Origin of the sequence: Neorhizobium sp. NPDC001467 (genome assembly GCF_050275975.1) — a bacterium.
GTDB lineage: Bacteria > Pseudomonadota > Alphaproteobacteria > Rhizobiales > Rhizobiaceae > Neorhizobium.
The window spans coordinates 1-11925 of record NZ_JBNNPS010000018.1 but is presented as its reverse complement, the minus strand read 5'-3'; the positions used below and the strand labels follow the sequence as shown (position 1 = coordinate 11925).

Below are 11925 nucleotides of genomic sequence, written 5' to 3'. Positions count from 1 at the left end.
ATCCGTGCAGCAAGCTTCGAGCTATTACAACAGCGCGACACGGCGCAGTGGGCGGGCGGCGAGGCTGCTGAGTTGAGCGCCTTTGCGGATGCCAGAAGAAAGCGGCTCAAACTTGCTTGGGAAACAATGACGCAGCCGCTCCCCGAAACCGGCGGAGGACCTGCGTCGAACAAACCCAGCAGCGCTTATACTTCCACCACCAATGCCTCATCAAAACGCGAATTGGAAAATCGCGTGCCGGCCGGGTTGCAGATGATGCGCGTGCCGCCGGGGCGGTGAATACAGCTGCTCTCATGAATATGGCCGTTGATCCATAAGGCGGCCTTTCCGCTGTCGGTCAGTTCGGAGAGGTCGGATGCACAGTTGCCTGCGGCCCAAGTGCCGCGCACATGTTGCGGCAAGCAATCCAAATGCGGCGCGTGGTGCGTGACGACGACGAGGGGCACAGTGCTGTCATGGCCCAAAATTTCCGCTGTCAGATATTTTCGTGTTACCGAATGCGTCGCGGCACAATCGGCAATGGTGAAAGGCCGCGAGCTTTTTTCATCCGAAACGCTGATCAGCTCGCCAGTCGGATTCTCCTTGTCCGCAAGATCGCCGGCCAGTTCATAATCGGTCCACAAGGTGGCACCGACAAAGTGGCAGCCAGCAAGCGTCACCGCCTCGTTTTCGAGAAGGATGATGCCGGCTTTCCCGGCAAGGTCGCGCGCTTTTTGCAGCTCCGTTCCCAGATTGCCGCGCCAGTATTCATGATTGACCATGACGAAGACGACCGGTTTGCCGTCGGCAAGTCGGGTAAGAAATCCCAGCCCGCGTTTGATATCCGACTGCCAGATATCTCCGGCCGCAACGAGCACGTCGAAATCAGGTCGGGCGGGGGAGAACGCGCCGGGATAAGGAATGGATTCGAGATGCAGGTCGGACAAGATCCAAAGCTTCGACAATGTTTTCTCTTTCTGAAACTGCGCTGATGACGGATGGCGTGAGTTTGCAGCGGTCAATCCGGTCAGCAGCGGTTGCCGTGCTCCGAAAATATGTTGACGGCAGTCAAAATCATGGAAATATCGAGTTATATCAGTTTGATGACTGCTTTTCGAAACAATGGCCATTGAGGATGCGATCCAGTTCCCTGGCCCAGGGCGCCGGTAATCCCGCTTCCTCGGCATATTCCGGCCAGCAGGTCACGATTGCCCGCACCTCATCGATGATTGTCTGGGCTGCCCTCGGCCGTATCGAGGCTGCCTTCGTGACCTTCAGCATATGGGATGTGTCGGGCGCCCGCCCCTCGCCGGCCACATCGGCGCTATGTTCACCACCAGGACCGGAGGAATAGGTGAGATCGTAGGCCGGTGAAAGCCGCCATTGTCCATCCGCCCCTATCAGGAAGGCATGGTTCTTGGCGTGGTCGTCGCGGTTGCGAGTGAGGACGTTAAAGACCATGCGGCGGAACATTTGAGACATCAGCACCGTCTCGGGTCATCGGCCAGGTCAGCTTGTGCAGCATCTCGTAGGTGACGGAGGGCTCACGGTGGCTGGCATTGAGGAGGCCGCTGGCGGTGTGCATATACAACCTGCCTTCCGCCGTGCGGTCGAAACGTTTGGTGGCAAACAGCCTGTTGCCCTTGCGGGTTTCAAACAGACGCGTATCGGCCATGTCGATACCGGCGGCGCGCACGCCGCGCATAAGCTTGTTCTTCGGCGCCGACATCAGCCGGATCTTCGGTGCTGCGGGATTTGACGATCCAGCGTTCGAATGTCGGCGGCATGTCTTGGCCGTAATCGAAAACCACGCTCTCCGTTGCGGGATCGAAACCGATCATGATTTTTGGCCGCGCACCGGCAGAGCCGCCTTGTCCCCCCTGAAGCGTGTCAAGATCGGCCGCGTCATCTTCCCTGCACCAGAGCAACCTGATCCACGAAACAGTCGAGGTCTCCTTGCGCGCGAGTTTCACGGCAATTCCGGAATATAGGACAGCGCCGCATGCCGGAGGTTCCGACGGCTGAAAGGCGGTCGAGCGGCGTGAGTGCGTGATAATCGATGCCGGCCCTTTGCAGGCGGCGACCAAGCAGCAGCTTTCCCCAGCCGTCCGGCAGGCTGTCGTTAAAGACACCGTGCAGGCCATTGAACGGATCGCGCGTCGCCTGGATGACGCCAGAGGTGGCTGTCAGGTTGCAAGGAGAGACCAGAAGCGGCTCTGTCAGAAACTACAGCGCATACTCGAAATAAGCCCGCCTTTCGCCCCTCCTCCATGCCAGCGTGCCGAGCGTTCGCGAACCGCCTCCGAAATCAGGCATCACGGTCATTCGCTGCACCGGTTCGAATTTCATGATTTGCGCACTCCCTGCCGCAAGGGGCGGTCAACGATATCGTCGATCGTTCGTGGCGCTAGGCCTGGGAACAGTTGCGAAAATTCCCGTTCCGCGCCTAGCACGAAAGCGATCTTGACCAAGCTTCCAAGTGAGACCTTGCCAGTGTCCTTGAATATCCTGAGCGAACTATATGATATACCGGCTCTGACCGCGAGTTCGCGCTGGGCTCAATTGGCCTCGATGCGCGCCGCTTGGCCTGGGTAGCCAGATCGGACATTCACGCGACGGCGACAACATATTAAACGCCATAATACCGGCGCTTATCTCCATTATGGTCTTTAACGCCAATATAATAGTTTTTAGGCGGATATCAAATTGCCCGGTGGTATCCCGGCGGTCACGCATTTGGCTGCGTGATCTAATTCCCGAATCGAATCAGAGATTGCGGACGAAACTTTCTTGAAAACCCTCGATGCTACGGTCTCCGTTCCAATTGTTGATATTGAATCAGGGTATAAACCGCAGAGGCCATCGAACGCGATTCACATGATACTATATAGAAAACATATATTTAGATCGGACCCTGAAGATCCGCGTTAAGGTTTCGTTAACCAAATTCAGCTTGCCAGACCGGCAAATTTGCGAATACTGGCGGCAGTTTTGAAGTTTGCCGAGTTTTATCGCTAGAACGGTCGCCATGAACGCCTATTCGTATTTGCCGTCTTTCGAGTTCGACGAAAAGATTCTTCTGCAGGGTGCGGAGATCTCGCGTCGGCTCGATCAGCTTCGTTTGGAAAAGTTTCCCCCGAACGCCAGGAAGACTTTGCGCAAGTTCGCCATGGCCGAAGTCGCGCATTATCTTGGTGTCAGTCCGAACAATCTGAAGCGCCTGCATCTCGAAGGGAAGGGGCCGAAACCGGAAACCTCGACCGGCGGCCGCCGTCTTTATACTGGCGAACAAATGCGCGAACTGCGTCACTATCTTGACCGCACCGGCAAGTCCGATGCTAAGAAATACGTGCCGCATCGCAAGGAAGGCGACAAGCTGCAGGTCATTGCGGTCGTTAACTTCAAGGGCGGTTCCGGCAAGACCACGACAACGGCGCATCTTGCCCAGCACCTGGCGCTGACTGGACACCGTGTGCTTGCCATCGATCTCGATCCGCAGGCATCACTGTCGGCACTGCACGGTTTCCAGCCGGAGTTGGACAAAAACCCGTCGCTTTACGACGCAATCCGTTATGACGACGGGCGAAAGCCGATATCAGATGTCATCCTCGAAACGAATTTTCCCGATCTCGACATCATTCCGGCCAATCTGGAACTACAGGAATACGAATACGACACGCCACTGGCCATGCAGACTTCGGTCGAGGGAAAGCGCTTTTTCACGCGTCTCGGCAAGGCCCTGCAGGATGTCGATGATCGTTACGACGTGGTGGTGGTCGATTGCCCGCCGCAGCTCGGCTACCTGACGCTGACCGCTCTGACGGCTGCGACATCGGTGCTGATCACTGTGCATCCGCAAATGCTCGACCTGATGTCGATGAGCCAATTCCTGCTGATGCTCGGCAACATCACCAAGACGATCAAGCGGGCAGGGGCCAATGTCGAAATGGATTGGTTGCGTTACCTGATCACCCGTTACGAGCCGACGGATGTGCCGCAGGCGCAGATGCTGGGTTTCATGCAGTCGATGCTGGCGGAAGAAATTTTGCGGACGCCGATGTTGAAATCTACGGCGATTTCAGATGCCGGCCTGACTAAACAGACGCTTTACGAAGTGGAGCGCAACAATTTTACGCGCGGCACCTACGACCGCGCCATCGAATGCATGGATGGCGTGAATTTCGAAATCCAGGGCCTGATCCACAAGGCATGGGGGCGCCTGTGATGTTGACCGCCGTCAAAACCTCAAATTTTCTCAAGCCTTTCAATGCAGAAGGGGAGGGCAGCAAACATGGCGCGTAAAAATCCCTTCGCCAATGTGATGAGTGACGGCCCGCAGGAAAGTGCGGTCGCGCTGGATTATACCGTCAAGGGTGCGTCGCGCTCGATCATCTCCACCATCGATGAACTGGCGGCGCGGGCCGACAAGCTGCTCGAGGGCGAGACGGTCGTAGAACTCGATCCGGACAGCGTCGATATCTCTTTCGTTCGCGACCGTCTGGAAGACGACAAACAGGCATTCGAGGATCTTCTGGCGGCAATACGCGAGCAGGGGCAAAATAGCCCGATACTCGTGCGGCTGCATCCCAATGAAGCCGGACGCTATATGGTCGTGTTCGGCCATCGCCGCCTGCGTGTGGCAAAGGCGCTTGGCATGAAGGTGCGCGCCGTGGTCAAGACGATCACGGATCGTGACCATGTGATCGCCCAGGGCCAGGAAAATTCTGCCCGTTCCGATCTCTCCTTCATCGAAAAGGCGACCTTTGCCAAACAGCTTGGCGCGCTGAATTATGACAGCAACAGCGCCACGGTGATGGCGGCTTTGTCGGTCGATCGCGCCACCCTGTCAAAAATGCTGTCCGTCGCCAATATACCGGAAGACATTCTGGCTGCGATCGGTTGCGCACGGTCCCCGGGCCGTGATCGCTGGTACGAGTTGAAACAGCTGCTCGAGCGGCCGAAAAATCTTGAAGCGATCCGTGAGGTTTTGGCAAGCACAGATCTTGCAGGCCTGGATGGTGACGCACGATTCGCCTTCGTGATCGATGCGCTGACCCGCAAGAAGATCGCGGGTTATCACCAGGCTCTGAAAAAGGAAAAGTGGTCGCCCAAAGACAAGGCGGTGTCCGCCGAGATCCGCAAGGATGCAAAAAGTTACACTCTTGCCCTGAAAGGCAAGGATGCCAAGGCGAAGGATGCTGTCGGGTTTGGCGAGTTCATCGCTGAAAACCTCGACGAGCTCTACGCCGAATACCGCAAGTTGATGAAGGAAGGATAGACCGACCGCAAAAGAAAAAGGCCCCCAAACGTTACCGTCGTGGAAGCCTCTCTCAATCTGTAGCAAGACGAGAATCGCATTTCCATGAATCTCAGTCAAGAGTCTTTGGCACCGTTTTGGTGAGCGGATTTCTTTTGCCTATCGAAAGGTGAAAGACAATGCAGATTGGAAATGTGACGACGCCCTTCGGGCGGCGGCCGATGACGCTTGCCCTGGTTAAAGGGCAGCTGGATGCGGCTGGGCCTCGGCCGGAACGGGCCGTGGAAAAATGGAAAGTGTTTCGCGATGTCGCGGAAGCGCGCCAGCTGCTTGGTCTGCAGGACCGGGCCGTTGCCGTTCTCGATGCGCTCCTGACCTTCTATCCCGGCAATGAGCTGAAGCCCGATGGTAGCCTGGTGGTGTTCCCTTCGAACGCCCAGCTGTCGATTCGCGCGCATGGCATTGCCGGCACGACGCTGCGCCGGCATCTGGCAGCGCTTGTCGAGGCTGGCCTGATCCATCGCCGCGACAGCCCCAATGGCAAACGCTATGCGCATCGCGACAATGGCGGCCAGATCGAACAGGCTTTTGGTTTCGATCTCGAACCGCTTATGTCTCGCGCGGCCGAACTTGCCGGCCTTGCCCAGCAGGTGGTGGAGGAGGGGAGGGCGTTCCGTCGTGCAAAAGAAGCCTTGACGATCTGCCGTCGTGACGTGCGAAAACTGATTTCGGCAGCCATGGAAGAGGGCGCTGACGGCGACTGGCAGATGATCGAGACGATGTATGTCTCCATTCTTGCCGGCCTCCCGCGCACGCCGAACCGTCCCCAAGTCGAAAACACCCTCGAAGAGATGGGACTTTTGCGCGAGGAAGTCATCAACCGTCTGGAAGATCAGCTAAAATCTCAAAAAACAGATAGCAATGACGTCCAGAATGGGCGCCACATACAGAATTCAAATCCCGAATCCACCTATGAACTTGAACCTTGCTCTGGAAAGGAGCAGGGGGCGAGACCTGAGCCAACCAGGACCCGTATTGCCGAGCCGATAAAGACATTTCCACTTGGGATGGTGATGCGGGCCTGCCCGCAGATCGCCAATTACGGGCCGGGCGGCGAAATTTCGAGCTGGCGGGACCTGATGGGGGCCGCGGTGGTGGCACGATCGGCGCTCGGCGTCAGTCCGTCGGCCTATCAGGAGGCTTGCGAGGTGATGGGGCCGGAAAATGCGGCCGCGACGATCGCCTGCATCCTCGAGAGGGGAGGGCACATCAATTCCGCCGGCGGATATCTTCGCAATTTGACGGAGCGCAGCCGGCGAGGGGAGTTTTCGCTTGGGCCGGTGCTGGTGGCTCTGTTGCGGGGAAGTAGCGGCGAGGTAGCGCGGCGTGCGTAAAATGCTGGTCGTTCCCATGTTTCGTGATAGAGTGCTGAAAGGTAACACCCAGGAATACGCGATGCAGATCACGACCAGTCTCAAGCTTGATAGCGAAATGAAAGACCGCGTCCAACGGCTTGCATCCGCCAGGCAGCGCAGTGCGCACTGGTTGATGAAGGAAGCGATTGAGCAATATGTCGAGCGCGAGGAAGAACGCCAGCAAGCGCGTAATGATGCTTTTGCGGCTTGGCATCAATATCAGGCCGACGGTTTACATGTGACGGCCGAGGAAGCTGATGAGTGGCTCGCTCGACTGGAAGCTGGTGAGGATTTGGATCCACCTGAATGTCACGGTTGACCTGGTCGCCGGGAGCACTGCAGGATGTGCGGCGTCTTCATGCCTTTCTGGCATCTAAGAACAATGAGGCAGCAACCAAAGCGGTTCGGGCATTCCGGCAGGGCGTGAAGTTGCTAGAGCAGCATCCAGAAGCCGGCCGACCTGCCGAAGAGATGCCGGTCGAGTTTCGAGAGTGGCCCATTGATTTCGGAAGCGCGGGCTATGTTGTGCTTTACCGCGTGGATCAGAGAGGCGTGATCCTTTTGACTGTGCGGCATGGGCGAGAAGAGTGGCGGACGTAGGGGGCGAGCGACCCGGCACTTCGGTTGTTGACGGTTGTCCGTAAGAATGGGCTTCAGGCTATCGCGTAAGATAGACGATTGCGGAAGCAGCAATCGTTTCTGGCTGCGCGTCCTAAAATCGTAAAGGACGCTTGTTGCCGACAGGTACATAATGTCTGGAGATCCGGTAGTGACAGAATCCAAACGTCATCCCGACGATTATACTGCGCTGGAAAACTGGGCCATATACGACTCAGTGGATGACAAGGAAATCACCAATCTGGTTTTTCGATTGGCTGATTACGGTGTGCGCCTCACCACGATCGAAGGCATCATGAAGTCGGCACTCGTGGAGCACCTCAAGATCGTTGAGATGTTCGATTGAGGGATCGTGCCACTGCCTGAAAGCGAGGACGTCACCGCGATCGCAGAAGGTCGGCGGGATCTACATCGAGGCCAGCCGCGATCCGCTGGATGCTGTCCAGCGATGCGTTGCGTTTTTCCCGTTCAATTCCGCTCAGGTAAGCCTGAGTGAGACCGGTACGCATTGCCAGTTCTTCCTGGGTGATATCGAGCTCGGCTCGCCGAACACGCATGTTCTTTGCAACGATTTTCCGAAGAGAATGCCCGTCCTTTTCCATTCCCATTGTGAACCACGGAATGGTGATAACAAGCCACATTTCATAGGATGTTGTTGATATACGATAGGATATAAAATACTAGCGTATATAGTATTCCTATATTGTTATGAGCATGCATTGAGCAATAATCTCCTGCCTATCACCTCCCGCACTTTCGGCCCGGATACACACGCGATTACCTCAGCCAACCATGGCGCAGGGGCATGCGTTGTTCTCGACTGCGTTAAGCGCTGGCTGAAGCTGGAGATAAGCCGAAGTCAGTTCAATTTTAGTACGGGTCAGGCGGACGTGCACGTCCGCCTGTTCTATCGAGATCGATTTTTCAGGTCGCTGATGGTCCGCTCAAAAATCGAGGATGGCCGTGCGACCGAACTGGTTCTGGCCAAAGTAGTATTATGCTCATCCCATCGCGGGCAAGGGCATTTCAAAGCCTTGCTTCAAGGACTGGAACGCATCGCTCAAGAATCCGAAGCGGATTTGGTGGTCGAGGCAGCGAACTCTAAATTATCACGCATCCTTCAGCAGCAGAATTATCTTCGGTGTGTCGATTTCGAAAATGCTCCAGCACTGCTGTGCGGGTCTCCACCTGGTAACTGGCGATATCAGCCGACGAGCCAATCGGTGATGGCTTTGATTGAAATGCCAGCCGCGCTGATGGAGATTGTCAGGGGGCGCGGCTTAAGCGGCCGGGAATATGAGGCGATGAGAACGATTTGCCTTGACGAAGTTGAGGCGTTTCAGATGCGCCTGGCAGAACGGATTTCCGGTATCGTTTGACGGTGACCGCCGGGTTCAATTAGATTTCATTTCGGGGCCCGCAGGTTGGTTGGCCATATGTAGCCCTGCCCTTCAGTGCTCGCTCTGTTATCCAATGAGATGTGCTCCTCGGTAAACTACGGTTGCCACGGTCATAGCTAACCCGAAAACAATCTGACCATGCAAATGTTGGGGCAGACGTCCTGACTATCATTTGGTGAACCCCGGAGCCGCGTAAAGGCCGACTTTGACGAGCGCGCGGAACCTGCAAGGGCGGAGAGCGGAGCGTCCCTTGTAGGTGAGCACGACCGCCAGACCAAGGGCTTTTAGCGGTTTTGGCGGTGAACCCTGGTGAGCGTTTCAATGCTTTGAAGCCGGTGCGTAAGCAGCGGAAATCAGTGAGTTGAATGAGTCAAAATATGGAGTAGTTATCCTGTTATTATTGTTGGCAGGATACGCAAAAATGTTTTACATTTATCTTTGCAGCTATCGAGGGACAAGCCCACGATGTCCGTCGCCCGCTCCGGAAAGGCCTCTGGCAGATGAGTGAAAGCAGTTTGGACACGAAAGCAGGCAAGGCCCGTAAAGGGCGTCTTGTGAACGTGCGCGTGACCGATGCTGAGCATGAGAAGATTGAAGCGGCGGCGAAATCGGCTGGCATGAGTGTGTCTGCTTTCTTCCGCTCGCTGATGCTGGAAGGAGCAGGCGTACGGCCGATTTTGACCCGCGATGACCGGCTTGTGATGGCGGCTCTTCTGGAAGACATGCGCAAGATCGGCGTGAATTTGAACCAGGTCGCACGCGCCATCAACAGCGGCAAGGTGGTTCATCCGGCCGAAATCGACCTCAATCTGAAAAACGTTCAGTCGATCCAAGGGGCGGTGATGCTCGAATTGAGAGAGCTTTCGCGTCGTTCTGGCTATCAGAGACGAGGGGAGGAATAGGAGTGGAATTCTTCTTCGGAGCGTTCACAACGGAATGGGCGCAGAAGCGTGCGGCGCTTTTGCACGAAATGTCGCTTGGCTCGAAGGCGAAGGAATCTGAAGAAAGCCTGTTCAAGTACGCTCATCAGATCAAAGAGGTCCGCCGCGGAGGCGGTGGCGGTGGAGCGAAGGGGAAGCCGATACGGCTTCCGAAGATGCAGTTTCCGCGTGTCTCGACATCGAGCGCCAAAGCTTCCGGCTCTGGCCGATCGATGGAAATGCGATTGACGAGTGTCGCGAAGGGCAGTCAGCCGGCAGTGGTCAAAATGGCGTCCTATGGTGGCGGGACGCGTGTCGGCTCGATGCTGAATTACGTCTCGCGTGGCGGCGAGCTGAAGGTTGAAAATGAGAACGGGGAAAAGCTGCAGGGACGGGAAGATCTAGCCCGCGTTCGTGGTGATTGGGATCATCTTTTCCAGAACCGGACCGAGAGCCGCGACATAGGCAGTTTTGCCGTCGAGGTTGCTGCCAGCAGTTCTACCGAGGAGCTGCATGAGCGTGTCCGGAGCGTGCTTTCAAGCGGGTTTGGTGATCGTCGTTATGCCTATGCCGTCGAAGAGCGTGCCGACGGCTCGATGCGGATTGAGGGGCATGTCGTCTTGCGCAGCAGTCAGGGCGAGCGGCTGACGGCCGACGCCAAAGCGGCCGCTATCGTCCAGAAGCGCTTTGAGGAAAGCGCGATTGCTGGTGATGGTGCTGCAACGTTCAACTTCAGCGGCTACGGCAATGGCGTGGACTATGGCGCTGCAAAGGTCCGTGACCTGATCGAGCGCCGTGAGGAGGTTCGTGACGATCGTGGCCGCGCTCTGGCAGACGGCAAGGCGGCTGGCGACTTGGTTCAAAAGGAATGGCGCGACGAACTGCACAGCCGCAAGAGCCGGGACGTGATGCATGTCATCATGTCGGCCCGCGCTGGCACGGATGCAGTGGCATTCGAGGGAGCGGTTCGTGACTTCCTGGCCGATCAGTTTGCCGGACATCGCTATGTCTTTGCGATGCACGATCCGGAAACCGATACCAAGGAAGCAGGGGAGGGGGGCAAGCGTCCGCATGTCCACGCCCATGCGATCGTTACCATGCGTTCCGAGGCGGGTGATCGTGTCGAGACGACGCCCGCGACCTTCCGCCAATGGCGGGAGGTGATGGCCGAGAAGGCGCGCGCCCACGGCATCAACATGGAAATGACCGATCGCCGCGAGTTTGCGACGTCTCCGGCCTTTACCCGCAGTCAGGTGCGGGCCGTGAACCTCCGGGGCAGAACGGAGCATGTCGGTACGAGCGAGCCAGCGCAGGCGCGCTATGACGCCAAGCGCGGCGGTCGGCGCACTATCGCATCGAGCCAGCGCAGCCGGCAATATACCGTGAAGGCGCAGGAGACCTGGCAGTGGATTGCGGAAATTGCTGGCGATCGCCAGACGGTCGCCTACGCGGCTGAGTATCGGGACACGTTGCAGGCTGGACTTGCGAATACGCAGGCGTTCAACAGCGGTACGGTGATCGAGGTCGATTTTGGAAGGGATTACCGCTCCAATATGGTAGATTTAAACGAGATCATCACACAAGTAGCAGACATGCGAGAACAGACGCGGCCAGAATTCGAGGCGTTCGAAAAGACGGTAGAAACGGCTCTGTTCAAAATCGAACGCAGTGCTGGGGCGGAAGATCGCACGGCATATGAAGAGGTAGCGGAAGCGGCGCGCGTAATCGTCGATCTTCGGCGCGAGCTTCTCGAAATCAACGAGCGCGACGCCGAGCGTGCGCGAAATGGCGAAACAGACGACATTGTAGAGGACGCCCCTCGTTCAGCAGTCGATGAGCATCAGGATAGGCATCAACCGGATGATTTCCTTTCAAGACTGCGGGAACGCTTCCGGAGTGACAGAGACCAAGATGATTGGGAGCGTTAATATGCGAATCCAAGAAAAGGAGCTAACTATGCCATCCGATGAGGTCATCGATCGTTCGCCTGAAGCCATCGCCCGCCGTAGGAGTTCCATGAACCAGGCGCGCGCTTCGAATATACGGGCAGGCTATGTTCACGATGAAGAACTCGAATATCATACTGAAAGGTATGTCCTTGGCGAGATTTCTCGTGATGAGCTTCGCCAGTTGTTATTACCTCCCTACCCTGTGAAGGGGGAATGACGCTCTAAATTAACGTGGAAATTGTTCCGCTTTGGTCGGGCTACCATGAGGTATGGCACTGTGCCGATCGGGAGACAAAATTCGCAACAATCCCACGTTATAGTATCCGCGCCGCCCGTCCACTACGGCGTGTGGCGCTGTTGTAATAGCTCGATGCCTGCTGGACCGAG

At 56.7% G+C, this 11925-nt stretch carries 14 protein-coding genes and 1 pseudogene; 10 read left to right on the top strand and 5 right to left on the bottom strand.

Annotated elements, in window-relative coordinates; translation table 11 throughout:
• Positions 1 to 185 precede the first annotated feature (185 nt).
• The 4 genes from ACQKKX_RS20570 to ACQKKX_RS20555 form a co-directional block, all read right to left on the bottom strand.
• A complete protein-coding gene (locus ACQKKX_RS20570; protein ID WP_427573516.1) occupies positions 186 to 1109 on the bottom strand; it encodes a metallophosphoesterase in 924 nt (307 codons plus the stop codon).
• Complete coding sequence (locus tag ACQKKX_RS20565; RefSeq protein ID WP_427573513.1) at positions 1075 to 1461, bottom strand: type II toxin-antitoxin system HipA family toxin; 387 nt, start codon at positions 1459 to 1461, stop codon at positions 1075 to 1077. Before ACQKKX_RS20565 ends, ACQKKX_RS20570 begins: the two co-directional genes overlap by 35 nt.
• On the bottom strand, positions 1430 to 1708 hold the full coding sequence (locus ACQKKX_RS20560) for a HipA domain-containing protein (protein WP_427573511.1): 279 nt from the start codon (positions 1706 to 1708) through the stop codon (positions 1430 to 1432). Before ACQKKX_RS20560 ends, ACQKKX_RS20565 begins: the two co-directional genes overlap by 32 nt.
• A 176-nt stretch (positions 1709 to 1884) precedes the next feature.
• On the bottom strand, positions 1885 to 2148 hold the full coding sequence (locus ACQKKX_RS20555) for a HipA N-terminal domain-containing protein (protein ID WP_427573521.1): 264 nt from the start codon (positions 2146 to 2148) through the stop codon (positions 1885 to 1887).
• 859 nt (positions 2149 to 3007) lie between these two features.
• On the opposite strand from ACQKKX_RS20555, the gene repA reads away from it, so the two are divergent.
• The 6 genes from repA (at position 3008) to ACQKKX_RS20525 (ending at position 7615) form a co-directional block, all read left to right on the top strand.
• A complete protein-coding gene (repA, locus tag ACQKKX_RS20550; protein WP_427573508.1) occupies positions 3008 to 4204 on the top strand; it encodes a plasmid partitioning protein RepA in 1197 nt (398 codons plus the stop codon).
• Positions 4205 to 4270: 66 nt separating this feature from the next.
• Entirely contained in the window at positions 4271 to 5257 is a 987-nt protein-coding gene (gene repB / locus ACQKKX_RS20545; protein WP_427573505.1) for a plasmid partitioning protein RepB, read from the top strand.
• Between the two features lie 158 nt (positions 5258 to 5415).
• Complete coding sequence (gene repC, locus ACQKKX_RS20540; RefSeq protein ID WP_427573503.1) at positions 5416 to 6630, top strand: plasmid replication protein RepC; 1215 nt, start codon at positions 5416 to 5418, stop codon at positions 6628 to 6630.
• 1 nt (position 6631) lies between these two features.
• Positions 6632 to 6970: a CopG family ribbon-helix-helix protein gene (locus tag ACQKKX_RS20535; protein WP_427573518.1), complete on the top strand. Its 339-nt coding sequence runs from the start codon at positions 6632 to 6634 to the stop codon at positions 6968 to 6970.
• Entirely contained in the window at positions 6958 to 7251 is a 294-nt protein-coding gene (locus tag ACQKKX_RS20530; protein ID WP_427573500.1) for a type II toxin-antitoxin system RelE/ParE family toxin, read from the top strand. Before ACQKKX_RS20535 ends, ACQKKX_RS20530 begins: the two co-directional genes overlap by 13 nt.
• Before the next feature lie 169 nt (positions 7252 to 7420).
• The gene (locus ACQKKX_RS20525) at positions 7421 to 7615 is read left to right on the top strand and encodes a hypothetical protein (protein WP_427573498.1); all 195 of its coding nucleotides are present in this window, start codon (positions 7421 to 7423) and stop codon (positions 7613 to 7615) included.
• Between the two features lie 31 nt (positions 7616 to 7646).
• Here the strand turns inward: ACQKKX_RS20525 and ACQKKX_RS20520 are convergent, their stop codons facing one another.
• Positions 7647 to 7910, bottom strand: a complete 264-nt coding sequence (locus ACQKKX_RS20520) for a helix-turn-helix domain-containing protein (RefSeq protein WP_427573495.1) — start codon at positions 7908 to 7910, stop codon at positions 7647 to 7649.
• A 78-nt stretch (positions 7911 to 7988) separates the two neighbouring features.
• On the opposite strand from ACQKKX_RS20520, the gene ACQKKX_RS20515 reads away from it, so the two are divergent.
• The 4 genes and pseudogenes from ACQKKX_RS20515 to ACQKKX_RS20500 all read left to right on the top strand — a co-directional run bounded on the left by ACQKKX_RS20515 (position 7989) and on the right by ACQKKX_RS20500 (position 11755).
• The gene (locus ACQKKX_RS20515; protein WP_427573493.1) at positions 7989 to 8648 is read left to right on the top strand and encodes a hypothetical protein; all 660 of its coding nucleotides are present in this window, start codon (positions 7989 to 7991) and stop codon (positions 8646 to 8648) included.
• A gap of 521 nt (positions 8649 to 9169) precedes the next feature.
• Positions 9170 to 9571 carry a plasmid mobilization protein gene (locus tag ACQKKX_RS20510; protein WP_427573490.1) on the top strand — a complete coding sequence of 134 codons (402 nt, stop codon included), beginning with the start codon at positions 9170 to 9172 and terminating at the stop codon, positions 9569 to 9571.
• A 2-nt stretch (positions 9572 to 9573) separates the two neighbouring features.
• A pseudogene (locus ACQKKX_RS20505) lies at positions 9574 to 11436 on the top strand (relaxase/mobilization nuclease domain-containing protein); the annotation flags it as partial.
• Between the two features lie 109 nt (positions 11437 to 11545).
• Entirely contained in the window at positions 11546 to 11755 is a 210-nt protein-coding gene (locus tag ACQKKX_RS20500; protein WP_427573487.1) for an antitoxin VbhA family protein, read from the top strand.
• The last annotated feature ends 170 nt before the right edge of the window (positions 11756 to 11925 follow it).